The organism is Bradyrhizobium archetypum, from assembly GCF_013114835.1.
Classification (GTDB): Bacteria; Pseudomonadota; Alphaproteobacteria; order Rhizobiales; family Xanthobacteraceae; genus Bradyrhizobium; species Bradyrhizobium archetypum.
The window spans coordinates 36906-57080 of record NZ_JAAVLW010000003.1; the positions used below are offsets into that span (position 1 = coordinate 36906).

The 20175-nt window shown below is 62.7% G+C and carries 18 protein-coding genes and 1 pseudogene; 10 read left to right on the top strand and 9 right to left on the bottom strand.

The genetic code is table 11. The features are described from left to right. Positions 1–29 precede the first annotated feature (29 nt). Entirely contained in the window at positions 30–989 is a 960-nt protein-coding gene (locus HCN50_RS08835; RefSeq protein WP_171709265.1) for a sensor histidine kinase, read from the bottom strand. Positions 990–1175: 186 nt separating this feature from the next. On the opposite strand from HCN50_RS08835, the gene HCN50_RS08840 reads away from it, so the two are divergent. After that, on the top strand, positions 1176–2018 hold the full coding sequence (locus HCN50_RS08840) for an SDR family NAD(P)-dependent oxidoreductase (RefSeq protein ID WP_171709266.1): 843 nt from the start codon (positions 1176–1178) through the stop codon (positions 2016–2018). 140 nt (positions 2019–2158) lie between these two features. Then, positions 2159–2653, top strand: coding sequence for a cupin domain-containing protein (locus tag HCN50_RS08845; RefSeq protein WP_171709267.1), 495 nt, complete (start codon positions 2159–2161; stop codon positions 2651–2653). Positions 2654–2793: 140 nt separating this feature from the next. Here HCN50_RS08845 and HCN50_RS08850 read toward each other — a convergent pair whose 3' ends face one another. After that, positions 2794–4170 carry a cytochrome P450 gene (locus tag HCN50_RS08850; RefSeq protein WP_171709268.1) on the bottom strand — a complete coding sequence of 459 codons (1377 nt, stop codon included), beginning with the start codon at positions 4168–4170 and terminating at the stop codon, positions 2794–2796. Between the two features lie 37 nt (positions 4171–4207). After that, entirely contained in the window at positions 4208–5449 is a 1242-nt protein-coding gene (locus HCN50_RS08855; protein ID WP_171709269.1) for an LLM class flavin-dependent oxidoreductase, read from the bottom strand. Between the two features lie 258 nt (positions 5450–5707). Between HCN50_RS08855 and HCN50_RS08860 the strand changes: the two genes are divergently transcribed. Both HCN50_RS08860 and HCN50_RS08865 read left to right on the top strand, forming a co-directional pair. Further along, positions 5708–5851: a hypothetical protein gene (locus HCN50_RS08860; RefSeq protein ID WP_171709270.1), complete on the top strand. Its 144-nt coding sequence runs from the start codon at positions 5708–5710 to the stop codon at positions 5849–5851. Positions 5852–5973: 122 nt separating this feature from the next. Further along, a complete protein-coding gene (locus HCN50_RS08865) occupies positions 5974–7185 on the top strand; it encodes an extracellular catalytic domain type 1 short-chain-length polyhydroxyalkanoate depolymerase (protein WP_171709271.1) in 1212 nt (403 codons plus the stop codon). A gap of 32 nt (positions 7186–7217) precedes the next feature. On the opposite strand, the gene HCN50_RS08870 is transcribed toward HCN50_RS08865, so the two are convergent. Both HCN50_RS08870 and HCN50_RS08875 read right to left on the bottom strand, forming a co-directional pair. After that, on the bottom strand, positions 7218–7886 hold the full coding sequence (locus HCN50_RS08870) for an MBL fold metallo-hydrolase (protein ID WP_171709272.1): 669 nt from the start codon (positions 7884–7886) through the stop codon (positions 7218–7220). A gap of 89 nt (positions 7887–7975) precedes the next feature. Next, positions 7976–9676 (bottom strand): alpha-amylase family protein, encoded by a 1701-nt coding sequence (locus HCN50_RS08875; RefSeq protein WP_171709273.1) that lies wholly within the window; start codon positions 9674–9676, stop codon positions 7976–7978. A gap of 327 nt (positions 9677–10003) precedes the next feature. Here HCN50_RS08875 and HCN50_RS08880 point away from each other — a divergent pair, with 327 nt between their 5' ends. Next, positions 10004–10819 carry an RMD1 family protein gene (locus HCN50_RS08880; protein WP_171709274.1) on the top strand — a complete coding sequence of 272 codons (816 nt, stop codon included), beginning with the start codon at positions 10004–10006 and terminating at the stop codon, positions 10817–10819. A gap of 116 nt (positions 10820–10935) precedes the next feature. Here the strand turns inward: HCN50_RS08880 and HCN50_RS33570 are convergent, their stop codons facing one another. Then, positions 10936–11154 (bottom strand): hypothetical protein, encoded by a 219-nt coding sequence (locus HCN50_RS33570; RefSeq protein ID WP_235976863.1) that lies wholly within the window; start codon positions 11152–11154, stop codon positions 10936–10938. Positions 11155–11220: 66 nt separating this feature from the next. Here HCN50_RS33570 and HCN50_RS08890 point away from each other — a divergent pair, with 66 nt between their 5' ends. Continuing rightward, positions 11221–11706: an MmcB family DNA repair protein gene (locus HCN50_RS08890; RefSeq protein ID WP_171709275.1), complete on the top strand. Its 486-nt coding sequence runs from the start codon at positions 11221–11223 to the stop codon at positions 11704–11706. Positions 11707–11794: 88 nt separating this feature from the next. Here the strand turns inward: HCN50_RS08890 and HCN50_RS08895 are convergent, their stop codons facing one another. The 3 genes from HCN50_RS08895 to HCN50_RS08905 form a co-directional block, all read right to left on the bottom strand. After that, the gene (locus HCN50_RS08895) at positions 11795–13516 is read right to left on the bottom strand and encodes a SulP family inorganic anion transporter (RefSeq protein ID WP_171709276.1); all 1722 of its coding nucleotides are present in this window, start codon (positions 13514–13516) and stop codon (positions 11795–11797) included. A 156-nt stretch (positions 13517–13672) separates the two neighbouring features. Next, positions 13673–14227: an ActR/PrrA/RegA family redox response regulator transcription factor gene (locus HCN50_RS08900; RefSeq protein ID WP_171709277.1), complete on the bottom strand. Its 555-nt coding sequence runs from the start codon at positions 14225–14227 to the stop codon at positions 13673–13675. Positions 14228–14346: 119 nt separating this feature from the next. Next, positions 14347–15684 (bottom strand): ActS/PrrB/RegB family redox-sensitive histidine kinase, encoded by a 1338-nt coding sequence (locus tag HCN50_RS08905; protein WP_171709278.1) that lies wholly within the window; start codon positions 15682–15684, stop codon positions 14347–14349. Between the two features lie 260 nt (positions 15685–15944). Between HCN50_RS08905 and HCN50_RS08910 the strand changes: the two genes are divergently transcribed. The 4 genes and pseudogenes from HCN50_RS08910 to HCN50_RS08925 all read left to right on the top strand — a co-directional run bounded on the left by HCN50_RS08910 (position 15945) and on the right by HCN50_RS08925 (position 20078). Beyond that, positions 15945–16742 (top strand): ABC transporter ATP-binding protein, encoded by a 798-nt coding sequence (locus HCN50_RS08910; RefSeq protein WP_171709958.1) that lies wholly within the window; start codon positions 15945–15947, stop codon positions 16740–16742. Further along, a complete protein-coding gene (locus HCN50_RS08915) occupies positions 16739–17557 on the top strand; it encodes an ABC transporter permease (protein WP_171709279.1) in 819 nt (272 codons plus the stop codon). Before HCN50_RS08910 ends, HCN50_RS08915 begins: the two co-directional genes overlap by 4 nt. 124 nt (positions 17558–17681) lie before the next feature. Continuing rightward, entirely contained in the window at positions 17682–19031 is a 1350-nt protein-coding gene (locus tag HCN50_RS08920; protein WP_171709280.1) for a polyhydroxyalkanoate depolymerase, read from the top strand. Positions 19032–19227: 196 nt separating this feature from the next. Continuing rightward, positions 19228–20078, top strand: a pseudogene (locus tag HCN50_RS08925) (M48 family metallopeptidase). Positions 20079–20175 lie beyond the last annotated feature (97 nt).

Here is a 20175-nt window from a genome sequence, read left to right on the forward strand (position 1 = left end):
TGTCCGCGCTCGCAACAGGGCAATCGCGCCTAGCTTGCGGGGAGCCGGCATTGCATCGTGCAATGCACGCCCGACTTCAGGAATCTCACTTCGGTCTTGCCATCGAACGCGCGCAGCGCCGATTGCAACAGCTTGGTGCCGAAGCCCGGCGGGCCAACCTTTTCGATCACCGGACCTTCGGTTTCATCCCAGGTCACGTTGAGGCGTCCCTCCGACACCGACCATGACACCTGGAGCAGCCCGCGGGCCGAGGAAAACGCGCCGTATTTGCCGGCGTTGGTCGCCAGTTCGTGGAAGACCAGCGCCAGGCTGACCGCCAGTTTGGCCGGCAGAAACAGAGGATCGCCGTTCAAATTGAACCGGACGTGGCCATACGGTCCAAGCTCGGAATGCAGCATATCCTTGATGTCGCAGCCGCTGCCGTCGAGCCGCGCGATCAAATCGTCGGTCGCCGACAGCGCGCGGAGGCGGCGATCGATGCTGTCCCAGACCTGAGGCTGGTCCTGCAGGACCTGATGCAGCACTGCGTGAATCGTCGAGGTCTTGTTCTTGAGGCGGTGCTGCAGCTCCTCGACCAGGAGCTTGCGATATTCCTCTTCCTCGATCAGGCGTTTGGAGTCTTCCCGCTGCTGCGCGACGATCCTTCTGTAATGCTCGACACCCCAGATCGCGAACCCGCAAACTGCCCAGAACATCAATAGCAGCGCAAATCGCGCGGGGTCCGCCGGGCTGCCGAAATTGACGGCGACGCCGAGCACACCTCCCGCGATGGCCGTTGCGATTCCGACCCGGGCACCGCCGACGGCGGCGGCCAGAAACACGGCCGGGAAATATGGCGTGAAGAATACGTCGGGGCGGATCTGGGCGATGCCCCACCGGGCGATCGTCGACAGGGCGAGGCAGCCGGCCGCGAAGGCCGTGCTGAAGAGCAGCGAGGGCTGGGAAATTCCCTGCCAACCTTGGCGGAACTCGTCGATCAATTTGTTCATCGGAATGGTCACTTCACGTGATCAGCGAATCCAAAATATGGCCGAGCATAGCGAAAATCCGGATTTTCGGAGCCATGGAAGGCCGCAGGCTGGACCCGCGCCGGGCGATTGAAGTGGAACAAGCTCGCTTGCCTTGTCGGCGCGGGGCGGGAATAGTGGCATCAACCAATATCGATGGGGGGAGAGATGGGACGGCTGGACGGCAAGGTTGCTGTGATCACCGGTGCCACCAGTGGCATCGGATTGCACACCGCGGAGCTATTCGTCGCGGAAGGCGCAAAGGTCGTGATCGCCGGTCGCCGCGTGCCGGAGGGTGAGGCGCTGGCCAAAAAGCTCGGCGCATCCTGCATCTTTCGCCAGACCGATGTCACGGCGGAAGACCAGATGAAGGCGCTGATCGGCCTTTCGGTGGAAAAATTCGGCCGCATCGATTGCCTGTTCAACAATGCCGGCGGACCGGCGCAGACCGGCGGCATCGAGGACCTTGAGACCGAGCGTTTCGACGCCGCCATGGCGACGCTGGTGCGCAGCGTGATGCTCGGCATGAAGCATGCCGCCCCGCACATGCGCAGGCAGGGATCCGGCAGCATCATCAACAACGGCAGCATCGCCGGCCGTCTGGCCGGCTTTTCGTCGTCGATGATCTATAGCGCGGCGAAGGCCGCCGTCATCCATCTCACAAAATGCGTGGCGATGGAGCTCGGTGAAGCTAATATCCGCGTCAACTCGATTTCGCCGGGTGCAATTGCGACCGGGATTTTCGGCAAGGCGCTCGGCCTGCCGGTGGAGGCCGCCGAAAAGACCCCGGCCGTGATGCGCGAGGTCTACAAGTCGGCCCAGCCGATTCCGCGCGCCGGCCTGCCGGAGGATATCGCACAGGCCGCGGTGTTTCTGGCGAGCGACGAATCCTCCTTCATCAACGGCCACGATCTGGTGGTGGACGGCGCCATGACCGGCGGCCGCAACTGGAGCCAGCAGCAGCAGGGTTATGTCGCGTTGAAGAAGGCGTTCGATCAGGGTGGAGGTTAGGGGCCGTCATTCCGGGACCGTCCGAAGGATCGGACTATGGTGCGCAATTGCGCACCTGAGAATCTCGAGATTCCGGTTCGACGCTTCGCATCGCCCCGGAATGACGGATGCAAAAGTTGACGCGCTTGGGAGAGACGCAAATGTCCGAAACACTCCGGTTATCGCCGTTAACCGAAGCCCGCCCATTGTATCTTGCCATCATCGCCGGCCTTGGTTGCGCCTTCGTCATCGGCAAGACGCTGCCGTCGACCATGGACGCCGTCTCGGCGATCTTCGAGCCGCTCTGTGCCAACAGCGTGACCGGTTCGCAGGATGTCGTCGAGCCGATCAGTTCGCATGCATTGCCGAACGTGCCGGGCAAGCGCGTGACCATTGTTCGCGTATTCTACGGCCCCGGCGGCTTTACGCCGGCGCACCGGCATGCCGGCTCTGTCACTGCCTACATCACCAAGGGCGAGATCCGCTCGCAATTGGCCGGCGGGCCAGTCGAGACATTCAGGGTCGGTCAATCGTTCTTCGAGCCGCCCGGCTCAACCCATCTGGTCTCGGCCAATGCCAGCGCCACCGAGCCCGCGGAATTGATCGCGGTGTTCGTGGCCGACGAAGGCGCGCAACTCACGACACTGGTGAAGTGAGGGACGCGCCCACGATCCCAATCGTCATGGGCCTAGCCGTTCGAAGGACGGCATCGCTTCCGCTCGCCTATGACCCGCGCATCCATCGAAAGAGTTAAGCGAAGCGCGATGGATTGCCGGGTCAAGCCCGGCAATGACGACTAGACCGCCTTCACCACCACGCGCAATCCATCGCGCGGTTTCGGGATCGGCCACATCTGCCAGTCCGCCTTGTAGCCGGGCTCCAGCGACACCTCCAGGTTCTGCAGGAAGTGCCGCGCAAAAGTCTTCGCCTGCATGTAGGCGAAGTGCAGGCCGAGGCACATATGCGCGCCGCCACCGAACGGCACCCAGGCGAAGCGATGGCGGCTGCGTTGCGCCTCGTCGGAGAAACGCATCGGGTCAAACCTATCCGGCTCGGGCCAGATCTCCGGCATGTGATGCGTGAACAGCGGGTTGACGCCGACCAGCGTGCCGGCGGGTACGCTATACCCCTTGAACGAAAAGTCGCGCACCGCGCGGCGCGGCATCGACGGCACCGGCGGCTTCAGCCGCAGCGCTTCCTTGAACGCCATTTCAGACAGCGGCATCCTTTCGAGATTGTCGATGCTGAAGGGATCGTTGGCTTCGATGCCGAGGCCTTTGACTTCCTCGCGCAATTGCTGCTGCCATTCGGGATGGGCGGCAAGCTCGCCGACAAAGGAGGTCAGCGATGATGTCAGCGTGTCATGTGCCGCCATCATCAGAAAACTCATGTGGTCGATGATGTCCTGGGTCGACAGCAGCGCGCCGTCCTCGTGCGTCGCCTGGCACAGTTGCGAGAACAGGTCATCGCCGCCGCCACGCGCGCGGCGGATCGGAATCTGTTCAGCGAAATAGGCAACGATTCGCTTGCGGCCCGCGACGCCGCGGCCCATCTGCGTGAACGGCAGCGGTCGCCGGATTGGCGCCACCGCCGCGGCCACCATGTCGATGAAGGCGCGGGTGATCTCGTCGACCTCGGGCCCGATCTCGGCGCCGAGGAAAGACGTTGCTGCCAGATCGAGCGTGAGCTGCTTCATCGCTGGATACACCCGCATCTCGCCGGGCTGCGATTTCCACTGCTTGACCCGCGCGGCAATGCCGCGGTCGAGATCGACGAGGTAGGATTTCATCGGCCCCGACTTGAAGGCAACCGACAGCGCGCGGCGGTGCAGACGGTGCTCCTCAAAATCCAGCAGCATCAACCCGCGCGGAAACAACAGGCCGAGGATCGGTCCCCAGCCATAGGTGGAGGAGAACAGGCGCGCCTGGTCGAACAGCACGAGCTCGTTGGCCTCGGGGCCGAGCATCGTCACGCTGGTCTCGCCGAACAGATGGGTGCGATAGATCAGGCCGTATTTGGCGGCCGACTTTTCAATCTGTCCTTTGGGGTCGGCCAGCACCGCCAGCGTGTTGCCGATGAACGGCCAGCCCTCGTTACCTGGAATGTGCCGCAACGCCTTGGGGTTCGGCGGCACCGGGATATTGACGGCGGAAGCCACACTCTGCATCGACATGGCAATTGCTCCGGTTGAGCTTCGAACATAGCAGATATTATCCACCGCGTTTGGCGGCTTCCTTCTGCAAATCGGGCGCGTTCGCCGTGGCGATCGGGACGCGGCCGGGTCCAGTCTCCGAGAGCGCAGCGGCGGCCTTCTCGTTGCCCAGGATCTTCGCCATCACGGCTTCGCCCGCCCGCTCGAACACGGCGCGGTTCTCGATCACGAACTTCTGTGACTTGCGCAGGCTGTCGATGTAGCCATTGATTTCCGGCACCACGTAGCGTGCCACCATGTCCCAGCTGCGGCGCGTGGCTTCGATATTCGCCCAGTCATGCGCGAAGCCGATGATGCTGCCGACGCCGCCCGACAGTTTCATCACGTTCTTGATCAGGTTGACGAGATCGTCGGGCGTTCCAATCGCGGAAGCGGCGCCATCGACGAAAGCCGTCTGATCGACGGCCTCGTCGGGCGATTTGAATGCAGTGACGCCGGGCCGCATCAAGGTGCCGACATTATATTCATTGTGCCAGCGCATCAGGCCCTCACGCGCTTCGCGCCGCGCCTGCTCGCGCGTCTCGGCGACGTGCCAGGAGAGCAGCACGCGCCAGTTGGCGCGGCTCACACTGGTGCCGGCGTTCTTCGCCGCATCCTCAGCGAACTCCCATTGCTGGGCGAGCGACATCAGGCCTTTCGTCGACATCGAGCCGAGCGAAATGATGCCGATCCCATATTTGCCGGCGAGCGTCATGCCCGACGGCGAGATCATGGACGCCACCACGCACGGCATTTCCTCCTGCAGCGGCAGGATCTGCAGCGCAGCGTCCTGCATCGTGAACCAGTCGCTCCTAGCGGTGACGCGCTCGCCCCTGAACAGCCGGCGGATGATCGCGAGCGCTTCGTCCTGACGGTCGCGCTGCGTCATCGGGTCGATGCCGAGCGTATGCGCATCGGAGGCAAGCGCCCCTGGGCCGGAGCCGAAAATGGCGCGGCCGCCCGTCATCCAGTCGAGTTGCACCATGCGCTGCGCCACGTTGTAGGGGTGATGATAGGGCAGCGAGATCACGCCGGTACCGAGCTTGATGCGCTTGGTGCGCTCGCCGGCCGCCGCCAGAAACATTTCCGGGGAGGCGATCATTTCCCAGCCCGACGAATGGTGCTCGCCGCACCAGAACTCGTCGAAGCCGAGCGTGTCGATCTGCTCGACGAAATCCAGGTCGCGGCGGAACTGCAGCAGCGGATGCTCGCCGATCGGATGATGCGGGGCGAGAAAGGCTCCGAACTTCAGGCGTGCCATGGGTGGTTCTCTCCGGATTATTGTTCTTCTGCATTGCTTGGAATGAAACCTACGGGGTGGACCGGAGCAAGGCAATCCTCGTCGGCCTGCTGCCGGTGCATGGATGTCGCGCGGAGTTGGCTGGCTTGCCGCTGCCCGGAATGACGCGATGTTTCGCCGTCGATACGTCGCACCGCTAGCAGATGGCGATACCTTCATCGTGAACGTCGCGATCTACCTGATCGCCTATGCCACGCTGGTCGTTACCGGCGGGCCGGCGTGGCCGCCATCGGCGCGGTGCTCTTCGCCATCAAGTCCGCGCACCCGGCGCGGTTGGCATTGCTTGCGGCCGCGGCGCTGTTTGCGTTATCGATCAGCGCCTGCGCCGTATTTCTGACATGGATGCATCGTGTCACGGGATGACACATTAACGTCATCAGACAAAATTTGATTGTGGGGAATGACAGTGCACGGCCTTTCTATTTTGCGGTGCAACAACTATCTGTGGGTAACGTGATTAGAAAGAATCGCTCCAGGAGTTGTCGTTGTCTCTCGCCAAGAATGTCGAATTCTTGCGCCACTTCCCGAAGCTGAACGGGTTCAATGGCCTGGGAATCTATGGCCGGAGCACTTTGCCCGGGGCCGGCAGTCCGCTCGTCGAAATCAGCGGATTTGGCACCAACCCCGGCGCGCTTCGGATGTTCGCCTATGTGCCGGATCCGTTGCCGCGCGCGTCGGCGCTTGTCGTCGTGCTGCACGGCTGCGGCCAGACCGCGGCCGGCTACGATTTCGGCACCGGCTGGTCAACGCTGGCCAGGCGCTATGGCTTTGCGCTGTTGATGCCCGAGCAGCAGGCGTCCAACAACGCCAACACCTGTTTCAACTGGTTCAATCCCGGTGACACCGCGCGCGGCCGCGGTGAAGCCGCTTCCATCCGCCAGATGGTTGCGCGGATGGTCGCCGATCACAAGATCGATCCGCGCCGCATCTATGTGACCGGACTTTCCGCCGGTGGCGCGATGACATCGGTGATGCTGGCGACCTATCCGGACGTGTTCGCCGGCGGCGCCATCATCGCCGGTCTGCCTTACGGCATCGCCAGCAATGTCCGCGAGGCGCTCGGCGGCATGATGCAGTCGACGTCGCGTCCCGCCGGCAAGCTCGGCGATCTCGTGCGCAAGGCCTCGAAGCACAGGGGACCGTGGCCGAAAGTGTCGGTGTGGCACGGCAGCGCCGACCGCACCGTCAACCCGGCCAACGCCAACGAGATCGTCAAGCAATGGCTCGACGTCCATGGTCTGCCGGCGGCGCCGATGTCCACCGGCGATGTCGACGGCTATCCGCGCGAGGTCTGGTGGAACGCCGACGGCGAGACCGTCGTCGAATCCTACACCATCACCGACATGGCCCACGGCACGCCGCTGGGGCTCGCCGGCAACGACGAGCGCTATGGTGCGGAAGGCGCGTTCCTGATCGAGGCCGGAATTTCCTCGTCCTATCACATCGCGAGCTTTTTCGGCCTGACCGCGCGCGTCGCTCCGGCCAGCGAAGTGGTCAAGCCGGCGCCAACGCCGAAGGTCGTGCCATCGGCTGCGACCAAATCCCTGCAGTCATCCGATCTTGCCGCCAATCTCTGGTCCAGGACCCACAAGCCGGTTCGGCAGCCCAATCCTGCGCCGCGCGAACCGAAGCGTCGCGGCATCGATGTCGGCGCCGTCATCACCCGCGCGCTGACGGCTGCGGGATTGATGAAGTAACTCGGCATCGCAGCGAAGCGGATAAGTTCAGCTCACATCTCACCGGTGAGGAACGGATTGGTCAGGCGCTCCTGGCCGAGGCTGGAGCCTGCGCCATGGCCGCAGATGAAGCCGACATCGTCGCCGAGCGGCAATAGCTTGTCCTTGATCGAACTGATCAGCGTGGCGTGGCTGCCGCCGGGCAGGTCGGTGCGGCCGACGGAGCCGTTGAACAGCACGTCGCCGACATGGGCGAAGCGCAATTGCTTGTTGAAGAACACCACGCTGCCCGGCGAATGGCCGGGACAGTGCAGGATGTCGAACGTCAACTCGCCGATCGAGACCTGATCGCCTTCATCGAGCCAGCGGTCGGGCCCGAAGTTGCGAACCCCCGTCATGCCGAAACGCTCGCCGCTCGAGACGACATTGTCGAGCAGAAACTTGTCGGCGATATGCGGACCCTCGATCTTCACGCCCAGCGCATCGCGCAAATCGGCGGCGCCGCCGACATGGTCGATATGGCCATGCGTCAGCCAGATCTTCTCGACCGTGGCGCCGGCCTGCTTGATCGCTTCCAGAATCCTGGGAACGTCCCCACCGGGATCGATCACGACCGCCTTCTTGGACGGCTCGTGCCAGATGATGGTGCAGTTCTGCTCGAACGGCGTCACCGGCACGATCATCGCGCCGGCCTTTGCCTGGTTATCGGTTCGCTCGGTCATGCCTGCAGATTGCCGATTTTTGCCGTTCCGCCAAGCGGAGAATTTCGCATTTTGCGGGGAACAGGCCTGCAATGCGCCGCTCTCCGGGGTCACGCCGGCTGTGCAGCCTTGCCGGAAGTATCGCTATCGATGTCGCTGCGCTTGAGCAGGTAATCGAGACCGCCGATCCGATACCAGCGGTACCCGTATCCTTCGAGCAACAGCCTGTGCCTGCCGCGCTTGTTGGCGCGGCTGTGATCTTCGGACAATAGATTGACCAGGAGCTTTCCGGCGTCGCCGGGAAGTCCGACCGCAAAGGCGATCTCGCGCGGCCTCTCGTCGAGATTATGCACGAACAGCACAGAATTGTTGCGCCAGTCGTAGCGGATCACCAGCACGGCGGGATCGCGTGTCGCGATCACCCTGAAATCGCCCCAGCCGACCTCAGGTACCTCCTTGCGCATCCGGACGATGCGTTCGGTCCAGTTCAGCATGGAATTGGGATCACGGCGCTGCTTTGCCGCGTTGACGTGCTCATACCCGTACGGGCCCTTGTCGATCAGGGGCAGGCATGGGCGGTCGCCTTCGGTAAAGCCGGCATGCGGCTCGGTCGACCATTGCATCGGCGTACGCGCGCAATTGCGTTCGGGCAGCTCGAGATTGTCGCCCATGCCGAGTTCGTCGCCGTAACGGATCACCGGCGTTCCCGGCAGCGTGCACATCAGGCTATAGGCGAGTTCAAGCCGCCGGCGATCGCCCCCGAGCATCGGTGCCAGCCGGCGGCGGATGCCGCGGTCGTAAAGCTGCATGTCCTTGTCGGGACCGAACGCTTTGAACACGGCGTTGCGCTGCGCCTTGGTGAGCCGGCCGAGATCGAGCTCATCATGGTTGCGCAGGAACAGCCCCCATTGCGCGGTCGCGGGTCGTGGCTTCGTCGCCGCCAGCGATTTCGCCAGCGGTCTGGAATCGGCGGAGGCCAACGCGTAGAACAGATGCTGATTGACGTGGAAATTGAACATCATGTGCATGCGGTCGCCATCGCGGCCGAAATATTCCATGTCGGTCTTCGGCAGCACGTTGGCTTCCGCCAGGATGATCGCGTTGCCTTGTCGCCACTGCAGGAATTCGCGGAACGCGCGCAGCATGTCGTATTGCTCGACGGGCTTTCGGACGTTGGCGCCCTTGGTCGCGATGATGAATGGCACCGCGTCCATGCGAAAGCCGGACACGCCGAGCTGGATCCAGAACCCCATGATCTTGAGGATCTCGGCCTGCACATGCGGATTTGAAGTGTTGAGGTCAGGCTGGAAATCGTAGAAGCGGTGAAAGTACCAGGCGCCGGCTTCCTTGTCGCGGCTCCAGGTCGATTTCTGCACCCCCGGAAACACCATGCCGGTGTTGGCATTGGCGGGGCGTTTGTCAGACCAGACGTACCAGTCGCGATAGAACGAGTCCTTCGAGCGCCGCGCCTCGCGAAACCAGTGGTGCTGGTCCGAGGTATGGTTGACGACCAGATCGATGATGACGCGGAGACCGCGCTGCTTGCAGCCATGGGTGAATTCGACGAAGTCGCCCAGCGTGCCGTAACGCGGATCGACGCCGTAATAGTCAGTGATATCGTAGCCGTCATCCCTGCCGGGCGACGGCTGAAACGGCATCAGCCAGATAGCGGTAATGCCGAGCCCGTGCAAATAGTCCAGGCGCCGCAACAGTCCCTTGAAATCGCCGACCCCGTCGCCATTGGCATCCATATAAGTGCCGACAGACAAGCAATAGATCACGCCGTTCTTGTACCAGAGATCATCGATCATGCGAGCGCCGTCCTCATCGGTCCGCTTCGCGATGCCTCAGCGGCCACGGGATAAGCGGTGAGGGGCTTGCAGGTTCCGCGATTGCGGTGTCGTCCCGGCGAACGCCGGGACCCACAACTACGGGCTTTTGTTATTGCGAAAGCTGTTGCTCCAGCCGGCTACAACAATGGAGTGCGGTGCTTATCCATCAACACAGGGTCGAATCTATGCTTTGACCTATTCATTCCCGCAACGTTGTTAACGCGCGTTTTGCAATGGAGGTGAGCCGGTGTGTGATCCGCGCGGCTTCATGATAGGCTTGTCTGTCGTTCGGAACTTGGGGTTTCTATGAGTCAGGGTTCTGCATCGCCGCTGGTCGGGCCGCGCACAACCGCCCGCGCCTTCTTTGTCAGCGAACGCCTGAATACGTCGGGCCTTGAGCGCGGCGACGTCCTTGCCACCACACCGCTTGCATTTCGTGTCAATACGAATGGCGTCGCGGTTCTCTTCCGCTATGGGGTGGTGGTCCTGATCGGGCTGAATGCGCTGGAAGAGGAGGAATTCCTTCGCGGCCTCGACAAGCGCATGACCGGAAAGTTTGCACGGCGGGACGAGGAAATCGCAATCATCGAGCTTGCCCAGGAGAGGGAGGACCAGATTCCACCCGGCGGGCCGATCTGCCTGCAGAGCCTTTCGCCCGAGCGGCTGATCCTGATCGGCGAGGCGCTGGCGAAGAGTGTTGTTCTGGCTCGGCACGAACGCGAGGTGGCCAGCGTCTTTGACACGACTGAACCGTTCGCGCGGGAACTGGCGCAGAGCGGGCGTATGCGCGGCGGTCGTCGCTCGATCCTGCGAAATATTGGCAGCGCGCTTCTGGTGCGGCACCGGGTGTCGGGACCGGTCGAGGTGGAAGAGAAACCCGACGTGCTCTGGGACAAGCCGCACCTGGAGCGGCTGTATGCCCGGCTGGAAGACGAGTACGAACTGAAGGAGCGCGCGGAATCGCTGAACCGCAAGCTTGCTGTGATTGCCGAGAGCGCGCAGGTGTTGACCGATATCATCGACACGCGTCGCTCGCTGCGGCTCGAAGTGATTATCGTGCTGCTGATCCTGTTCGAGGTGATGATTACGATCTACCAGCTCGCGATGAGCCGGCACCCGTGATCTGGGCGGGGATGGTAGCGGGACCGTCATTCCGGGGCGGCTCGCAGAGCCGCACCCGGAATCTCGAGATTCCGGGTTCGATGCTTCGCATCGCCCCGGAATGACGATTGACTACTTCACCGCTTGATTTGCGCCTTCAGCGTATCCTCGACGACGCGGTCGAATGACGACGTCTTGGGTCTGGCCTTGGCGCGCTGGTCGGCAACGTATTTGTCGCGCTTGGCGACCAGTGCCGCGAGCTTCTCGTTGAGCGCCTCCAGTGTTTTGTCCCTCGGACCCAGGTTCCCGAGGCTTCGCGGTGCGCTGAAGTCGAAAACAGGGCGGGCCGGGGACAAATTTACGGCCGCCTCGGCGAGTGGGCGCCTGTTGCAGGGTCCAAAATCGGTTATGGTTCGAGCGCCATGGAATCACCCGCCCGTCAAATCAGCCTCGTGCCTGCACCGGATCGCCGCCAGTCGGAGACGGCGCTGGCCGTCGCGCGCGGCACCGCGCGGCTGTTGTGGTCGCTGGGCTTTTCCTGCATCAGCGAGCTGCCGCTGCCGTCGGGGCGGCGCGCCGACCTGGTGGCGCTGAACGAGCGCGGCGAAATCTGGATCGTCGAGATCAAGTCGTCGGTGGAAGATCTGCGCGCCGATCAGAAATGGCAGGATTACCGGATGCATTGCGACCGGCTGTTCTTCGCCTTCACGCAGGATTTGCCGTGCGAGATATTCCCTGAGGGTACCGGCCTGATCATCGCCGACGCCTACGGCGCCCATCTGCATTGCGAGGCGCCCGAACATCGGCTTCCAGCGGCCACGCGCAAATCGATGACCGTTCGTTTTGCGATGGCGGCTGCACAGCGGATCAACCGCTTGGTCGATCCGCAGGGGCATGCCGAGTTTTAGACCGCGAAGCGCCGGATCAAATCCGCAGTTCGAGAGAGCATCTGCCAAATCAGCCGGCGAAACAGATGGGCCGGTTAATTAAAGCCGCCTACCGTTCGGCTCGATCCTCCCAGTCCTCCCACTCTACATCATGGACTTCCAGGTAGCCGGAAACGGCTGCGCCGACGGTTGGGAAAAAGCAGCTCTCGCCAAGCTGCGCCAACAATCCGAATTTCTTCAGCTTGTCCTTCACCGGATCCTTGAGTTCGGCAAAGCAAAGCTCAATTGCCTGTGCGTGCAACGCCTCGTCCAATTCAGCGAGCGTATCGCCGGCAGTGACATCCACGTTCGTGACCGGCTCCGCCGCGACGACCAGCCAGCGTACGGGTGTCGGCGATTTCGCCACTGCGTCCAGCGCGCGTTCCTTGAAAGATTCAGCGTTGGCGAAGAATAGGGGCGCATCCCACCGGAAGAGGACCAGTCCGGGAATCTGGCGTGCATCTGGATATCTCGTGATGTCGTGGTAACCTTTCACACCATCGGCGCGGCCCAGCACGGCGGAGTGCGGACGCCATGCGTCCCATAGAAACTCGGCAATGGCGAGGGCGATTGCCAGACCTATTCCTGGAATCACTCCGAGCACGGCGACGCCGACAAAGCAGACGATCGATAGCCAGAACTCCCACCGCTGAATTCGATAGATCCGCTGGAGGTCGGTAACCTCAATCAAGCTGATCGCGGCGGCGATGACGACAGCAGCCAATGCAGCATTGGGCAAATACTGAAGGAGATTGGGTGCCGCCAGCAGAAGAAAAGCGATAGCGAGCGCGCCAACGACGCAGGTCAACTGAGTGCGGGCGCCGGCAGCTTCGGCAATAGGCGTCCGCGAACCGCTGCTGCTGATCGGGAAGCCTTGAAAAAGACCCGTTGCCAGATTGGCGGCGCCGAGCCCCACCATCTCCTGGTTGGGATCGACATGAGTGCCCAAGCGTGCGGCATAGGCCCGCGAAAGCACGCTCGTATCAGCAAAAGATACCATCGCGATCGCACAGCCGCCGATCAGCACCGGGACAATATCGGCGGAACCAATCCAGGGAACGGCGAAACCGGGCAGCCCCTGCGCAAGCGGACCCAGAACCGTCACGCTGTAGCGTGTCGCGAGGTCAAGTGCAGCAACGGTGGCCGTTGCTGCGACTACTGCAATCAGAATGCCCGGCAGCCGCCTGTATTTCTGGAGCAGGAGAATAACCGTCAATGTGCCGAGCCCAATCCCGAAGGCAACCCAGTTGGTCTTGCCTTCCAGGATTGCACCGGCGATCGCCCATAAGCTCCGCAAAGATCCTTCGCTCTCAATCGAGAAGCCGAACAGCTTCGGTAGCTGGCTGATCAATACGGTCAATGCAATTCCATTCATGTAGCCGTAGCGGATCGGCTTGGAAAGAAGCTCGGTCAGGAAGCCAAGGCGCGCGATACCCGCCAGAATGCATACCGTCCCGGAGACGATTGCCATCATGGCGGCCAAGGTTGCAGCGCGGATGGGATCGCCGCCCGACAAGGGAACGACAACGCCAAGGATGATGGCTGCAAGAGCCGAGTCTGGTCCCAGGACGAGGATGCGGCTTGGGCCGAATAACGCGTAGGCAAACAGCGGTACGATCGTTGCGTACAAACCGTAGATGCCGGGCAGGCCCGAGGCCTCCGCGTAGGCAATGCCAACCGGGACCAGCATGGCCGACAGCACGAGCCCGGCGAGGATATCGTGCCTGAGCCACGCCGTTTCATATCGAAGGAGGGTGGCGAGACCTGGCAGCCAGCGTATCCAATGCTTCATTGCCGGGCCACGCGGAGTCTTGATGGACGCTGCCTACGATTCAGACCCTCATCCTGAGGAGCGCGGAACGCACGTCTCGAAGGATGTGGTGGCCTCCACTCGGCCCTCAGAGTTCGAGGCGCCGCTGTCGCGGCTCCTCACCATGAAGGGCGGGAGTTACCGCGGCGCGCGCTTGGCCAGAATCCGCTGCAACGTGCGGCGGTGCATATTGAGGCGACGCGCGGTTTCGGAGACGTTGCGGTTGCACATCTCGTAGATGCGCTGGATGTGTTCCCAGCGTACGCGATCCGCCGACATCGGGTTCGACGGCAGCTCGGATTTCTCGGTGCCGCTGGCGAGCAGAGCTGCGACTACGTCATCGGCATCGGCGGGCTTCGACAGATAGTCCACGGCGCCCATCTTCACGGCGGTGACGGCGGTTGCGATGTTGCCGTAGCCGGTCAGCACGATGGTGCGCGCGTCGGGGCGCTTGCGCTTCAGCGCCGACACCACATCGAGCCCGTTGCCGTCGCCAAGCCGCAGATCCACCACGGCGAATGCCGGCGCAGCCTTGTTGATCTGCGCCAGTCCGTCGGACACAGTGTCGCAGGATGTCACCGTGAAGCCGCGGATTTCCATGGCGCGCGACAGGCGCTCCAGAAACGGCTTGTCGTCCTCGACGATCAGCAGCGAGCGGTCGGCGAGGTCGTTCAGTTCGGCGATAGCGTTCAAGGCAGGGTTTCCCGGTTGCAGATGAAGAGCACTATATAGACCATATGGCGCGGCGGTTTCGCACTGCCAAGGGTCTCAAAGGTCGCGCTGCCCCGACTTCCTCAATCCTTAACGTGGTGCTAATCGCCTGATCCGAGGGCGGTTTCGGAGGGTTCCTCGGCTTCAAAGCGGACACGCGGCCAGACGATCTGGACCACGGCGCCGTGATCGGGAAATGTCCGGTTCGAGAAGGAAACCTTGGCGCCGGTGCGCTCCAACAGTGTGCGGGCGATAAAGATGCCAAGACCGAGCCCGGCGCGCGGGCTTTGGGGGTCGTCGGTGCTGCTGCGCCGCCGCGATAAATAAGGTTCGCCGATCCGTTTCAGCATATCCGGTGCGATGCCGGGCCCGTCGTCGGAAATGACGATTTCGACAGTGTCTGAGTTCCACCACGCGTTCACCTCCACCGTCGTCCGCGCGAAGTCGACGGCATTCTCCAGGATGTTACCGACGCCGTACAGGATGGCCGGGTTCCGGGCGCCGACCGGCTCACGCGTAGCTGCGACAGCTAGCCGCACCTTGATCGCGACGCCGAAATCGCGATGCGGCGCGACCGCCTCCTCGATCAGCGTCGATATCGGCATGAGATCGAAGGGCGCGCCGGAGGAGGAGAGCTGGGTGATCTTGGCCAGGATCTCGCGACAGCGCTGCGCCTGCTCGCGCAGGGTCTTGAGGTCGGAGGCCAGCGGATCGTTGCCGTCGACGGTCTTTTCCAGCTCCCGCGAAATCAAGAAGATCGTCGAGAGCGGCGTGCCGAGTTCGTGCGCGGCGGCAGCCGCCAGCCCGTCGAGCTGAGTCAGATGCTGCTCGCGCGTCAGCACCAGTTCGGTGGCAGCCAGCGCATCGGACAGCTTGCGCGCCTCCTCGGCCGCCTGGAACGCATAGAGTGAGGTGACCCCGATCGCGAGCAGGATCGAAAGCCACACGCCGAGCAGATAGATCGGCGGCAGCACCAGCGGGTCCTCGCTGTCCCAGGGCAGCGGCAGATGAAAGAACACCAGCGCCGAGGCGCAGGCGACCGCGAGTAGCCCGAGCCCCACGGTCATCCGGATCGGCAGCACCGTCGCCGAGATCAGCACCGGGGCAAGGAACAGAAATGAAAACGGATTCTGCAAGCCGCCGGTCAGGAACAAGAGCGCGGCCAATTCGACGATGTTGAGCGCGAGCAGCGCCGCCGCATAGACTGGTTCCAGCCGCTGCATCGGGTTGAAGGCCACCTGCAGCGCGAGATTGAGCAGCGCCGAGACGCCTACAATGGCGACGCAGGCGATGACGGGAAACTCGAACTCCAGCCCGTGCCCCACGATGAAAATCGCGGTGAGCTGGCCGAGCGCCGCCAGCCAGCGCAGCCGGAGGATCGTATCGAGACGAACATAGCGGTGCGAATGACGGAAATCGGAAGCGGCAACGTCGGACATGACGGGAGTTTAGCTGTCGGAGCGGACGATCACAAACTCGCGCGTTCTCGTCCTCAGTAGGGGCCTGCATGGTTCTCCCGGCGATGCGAAGCATCGTCCGGAGACGCGCCGCGTTGCCGCGCTCCTCACCATGAGGGGATCGTCTGCCCTCATGGTGAGGAGCCGCGAAAGCGGCGTCCCGCACCGTGCGGGCCTGCCTCGACGCCAAGGAGTGCAAAGCCTTGCGCTCGCCCCCGCAATGGCCCAATGAACAGGCCGAAATGGTCAATAGCGACGCCATGCCAGCGCAACTGGCCGCGGCCGGGCCGGTAGGCTCCGCCGCGATCGAGGTCGCGCATCTGATCAAGCTCTACAAGACGACGCGCGCGGTGGATGACGTCACGTTCCGGATCGCGCGCGGCAGCGTCACCGGGCTGCTCGGCGGCAACGGCGCCGGCAAGACCACGACGATTGCGATGATCATGGGGCTGGTGCTGCCGACCTCGGGTCGCGTCCGGGTGCTCGGCCATGCGATGCCGGAAGAGAGCGCCGAGGTGCTCGGCCGGATAAATTTCGAGAGCCCCTATGTCGACATGCCGATGCGGCTCACGGTGCGGCAGAACCTCACGATCTTCGGCCGGCTCTACGCGGTCAAAGATCTCGCCGAGCGCATCGAACAGCTCGCATCCGACCTCGATCTGAAGGATTTGCTCGACCGCGCCAACGGAAAGCTGTCGGCCGGGCAGAAGACCCGCGTCGCGCTGGCGAAGGCGCTGATCAACCAGCCGGAGCTGCTTCTGCTCGACGAGCCGACGGCCTCGCTCGATCCTGATACCGCCGACTGGGTGCGCCAGCATTTGCAGGACTACCGCAAGCGTCATGACGCCACCATCCTGTTGGCGTCGCACAACATGCTGGAGGTGGAGCGGCTGTGCGACCGCGTCATCATCATGAAGCGCGGCCGCATCGAGGACGACGACAGCCCCGACCAGATCATGGCGCGCTACAACCGCACCACGCTGGAAGACGTATTCCTCGACGTCGCCCGCGGCCGGATGGCGGAGGGTACGTCGTCATGAGCGAGCTCGCCACCCATCGGGCGATTTCCGCCCATCGCATCCAGGCGATGGTGCTGCGCTACTGGTATCTTCTGATGTCGTCCTGGCCGAGGCTTCTGGAGCTGATCTACTGGCCGGCGCTGCAGATCATCACCTGGGGCTTTCTGCAGAACTACATCGCGCAGAACGACGGTTTCTTTGCGCGCGCCGGTGGCACGCTGATCGGCGCGGTGATCCTGTGGGACATCCTGTTCCGCGGCCAGCTCGGCTTTTCGATCTCGTTTCTCGAGGAGATGTGGGCGCGCAACCTCGGCAATCTGATGATGAGCCCGCTGAAGCCGATCGAGTTTCTGATTGCGCTGATGATCATGAGCCTGGTCCGGCTCGCCATCGGCGTCATTCCGATGACGCTGCTCGCGCTGTTCTTCTTCGATTTCAATTTCTTCGCGATCGGCCTGCCGCTGATCGCGTTCTTCTGCAACCTGATCTTCACAAGCTGGTCGATCGGGATTTTCGTCTCGGGCCTGGTGTTGCGCAATGGGCTGGGGGCCGAGAGCATCGTCTGGACGCTGATGTTCGGCCTGATGCCGCTCGCCTGCGTGTACTATCCGGTCGCGGTGCTGCCGACCTGGCTGCAAACCATCGCCTGGACGCTGCCGCCGACCTATGTGTTCGAGGGTATGCGTGCGCTTCTGATCGATCACATCTTCAGGGGTGATCTGATGGTCTGGTCGCTTCTGATCAACGCAGGCCTGTTTGCTGCCTCGTTCGCCATCTTCCTTGCCCTTTTACGCAGCGCCAAACGGGTGGGCTCGCTGCTTGGGGGTGGCGAATAAGTCACTATTTCCGTGGATTCCCGCGCGTTTTAGCCTTTTGGACCCGTAGATCTACTGGTCGGCGGATTGACGCTTAATTGCGCATTCGGCAGTATGCTGCGTCGCAAAACAGGGATCATGTTAAATGCCGATTGGTGAGTTTGGCGGCGCACCGCCGCTGGTGGCCGAAGGCAGTCCGGCGCTCACGACGCCGATGTACTGGATGTACGAAATGGGCCATGCGTCGCTCAATCCGGCACGCGCCGTGACCGACGCCACCAAGATCCTGTTTCAAAACCCGCTTAATCCCTGGTCGCACACGCAGTTCGGCAAATCGATCGCCGCGGCCTGCGAATTGTTCGAACGCACCACGCGCCGTTACGGCAAGCCCGAATGGGGCCTCGACTTCACCGAAGTCAACGGCGTGCAGACGCCGGTCGAAGTTCGCTCGATCTGGGAAAAGCCGTTCTGCCGTCTCCTGCACTTCGATCGCAAGCTGACCCGGCCGCTGCGCGCGCCGCATCCGCGCGTTCTGATCGTGGCGCCGATGTCCGGCCACTACGCGACCCTGTTGCGCGGCACCGTCGAGGCGTTCCTGCCGACGCACGAGGTCTACATCACCGACTGGTCCGACGCGCGGATGGTTCCGCTCAGCGCCGGGCGTTTCGATCTCGACGACTATATCGATTACGTCATCGAGATGCTGCACGTGCTCGGCGGCAACATGCATGTCGTCGCGGTGTGCCAGCCGTCGGTGCCGGTGCTGGCGGCGGTTTCCGTGATGGAAGCCACGCGCGATCCGTTCGTGCCGCTGTCGATGACGCTGATGGGTGGCCCGATCGATACCCGACGCAACCCAACCGCCGTGAACAACCTCGCCGAACAGCGCGGCATCGAATGGTTCCGGAACCACGTCATCACCAAGGTGCCGTTCCCGCATCCCGGCGTGATGCGCGACGTTTATCCGGGCTTCTTGCAGCTCTCGGGCTTCATCACCATGAACCTCGACCGCCACACCGATGCGCACAAGGCGCTCTTCAACAATTTGGTGAAGGGCGACGGCGACATGGTCGACAAGCACCGCGAATTCTATGACGAGTATCTCGCGGTGATGGATCTGACGGCCGAGTATTACCTGCAGACCGTCGACGTCGTCTTCGTCAAGCACGCGCTGCCCAAGGGTGAAATGACCCATCGCGGCAAGCTGGTCGATCCCTCGAAGATCCGCCGCGTGGCGCTGATGACGGTGGAAGGCGAGAAAGACGACATTTCCGGGCTCGGTCAGACCGAAGCGACGCACGCATTGTGCCCCGATATTCCCGATCATCGCCGCGTGCATTACGTGCAGAAGGGCGTTGGGCACTACGGTGTGTTCAACGGATCGCGATTTCGTTCCGAAATTGTGCCGCGCATCTCCGATTTCATGATGTCGGCTGCCAATACCAACGAGTCAGCGGCAAAGACCAAGCCAACATTGGTCAGTGCAGCCGAATAGTGCGCCCGCGGCACCGATTCCGTGTCGCCGATAAGTTGCTGAGAAGATTCAAACAATCCGGGTTCCCGTCGAATCAAGGGGTGAGTTCAGACTCACTCCTTGAGGGCCTTTTTGACGGCCGGTTCCCTCAAAAATTTTGGGTTCCACCCCCTGCCCCTAGGGGCGATTTGGCGCTCAGCCCCTGTATATTGGGCAAATGATTTGTTTTTGCATCGAGCGATTTAGATGCGATTTCCTTGGCGGCGGATATGGCAGAATCCGGGCGAACTCCTACTCCCCGGACTCCAAGACATGGCTACTCGCGCCCTCCTTTATCGGCGGCCCGCCGAACCCGCGATTCTTTTGGTCAAACACTGCTCGCAAGTCTTTGCGATCAGGCTGCGCCGGCACCGCCGGGCGCGGCGATATACCCTTCGTATCCATCCGACCGATCGCGAAGCGATCCTGACGATGCCGCCGCGCGGCACGCTTGCGGAAGCCAAGGAGTTTGCGCAGCTTCATGGCGGTTGGATCGCCGCCCGTCTCGGCCGTCTGCCGAAGGCCGCGCCCTTTCAACCCGGCACCATCGTGCCGTTACGCGGCGTGCCGCACCGCCTGGTGCATCGCGCCGGCGAACGCGGCACGGTGTGGACCGAAACCCGCGACAGCGGCGAGAAGATTCTGTGCGTCGCCGGCGGCTACGAGCACATGGACCGGCGCGTCCATGATTTTCTCAAGCGCGAGGCGCGTAAGGATCTGCACAAGGCCTCGCTCGCCTATGCCGCGGAACTTGGCGTGCGGGTCAGGCGTGTGTCGATCCGCGACCAATCGAGCCGCTGGGGTTCATGCACCTCGGCCGGGTCGTTGTCGTATTCCTGGCGGTTGATCCTCGCGCCGGCCTATGTGCTGGACTATCTCGCCGCCCACGAGGTCGCCCATCTCGTCGAAATGAACCATTCGCCGCGGTTCTGGCGCGTGGTCGATCGCATCTGCGATCATGTCGAACGCGCCAAGCGCTGGCTCGACACCTACGGCAACGATTTGCACCGGTACGGGGTGGAGGATTAGCGGTCGCCGCCAACACTGCTGTCACGCCCGGCTTGACCGGCCGACGCAGTATTCCAGAGACGGTGGTGATCAACCGAAAAGCCGCAGCGTACTGGAT

Bases quoted from the DNA above. Each gene is read 5' to 3' on its own strand.
- HCN50_RS08835 (WP_171709265.1), bottom strand. From the start codon at position 989: ATGAACAAATTGATCGACGAGTTCCGCCAAGGTTGGCAGGGAATTTCC.
- HCN50_RS08840 (WP_171709266.1), top strand. From the start codon at position 1,176: ATGGGACGGCTGGACGGCAAGGTTGCTGTGATCACCGGTGCCACCAGT.
- HCN50_RS08845 (WP_171709267.1), top strand. From the start codon at position 2,159: ATGTCCGAAACACTCCGGTTATCGCCGTTAACCGAAGCCCGCCCATTG.
- HCN50_RS08850 (WP_171709268.1), bottom strand. From the start codon at position 4,170: ATGTCGATGCAGAGTGTGGCTTCCGCCGTCAATATCCCGGTGCCGCCG.
- HCN50_RS08855 (WP_171709269.1), bottom strand. From the start codon at position 5,449: ATGGCACGCCTGAAGTTCGGAGCCTTTCTCGCCCCGCATCATCCGATC.
- HCN50_RS08870 (WP_171709272.1), bottom strand. From the start codon at position 7,886: ATGACCGAGCGAACCGATAACCAGGCAAAGGCCGGCGCGATGATCGTG.
- HCN50_RS08875 (WP_171709273.1), bottom strand. From the start codon at position 9,676: ATGATCGATGATCTCTGGTACAAGAACGGCGTGATCTATTGCTTGTCT.
- HCN50_RS08880 (WP_171709274.1), top strand. From the start codon at position 10,004: ATGAGTCAGGGTTCTGCATCGCCGCTGGTCGGGCCGCGCACAACCGCC.
- HCN50_RS08890 (WP_171709275.1), top strand. From the start codon at position 11,221: ATGGAATCACCCGCCCGTCAAATCAGCCTCGTGCCTGCACCGGATCGC.
- HCN50_RS08895 (WP_171709276.1), bottom strand. From the start codon at position 13,516: ATGAAGCATTGGATACGCTGGCTGCCAGGTCTCGCCACCCTCCTTCGA.
- HCN50_RS08905 (WP_171709278.1), bottom strand. From the start codon at position 15,684: ATGTCCGACGTTGCCGCTTCCGATTTCCGTCATTCGCACCGCTATGTT.
- HCN50_RS08910 (WP_171709958.1), top strand. From the start codon at position 15,945: ATGGTCAATAGCGACGCCATGCCAGCGCAACTGGCCGCGGCCGGGCCG.
- HCN50_RS08915 (WP_171709279.1), top strand. From the start codon at position 16,739: ATGAGCGAGCTCGCCACCCATCGGGCGATTTCCGCCCATCGCATCCAG.
- HCN50_RS08920 (WP_171709280.1), top strand. From the start codon at position 17,682: ATGCCGATTGGTGAGTTTGGCGGCGCACCGCCGCTGGTGGCCGAAGGC.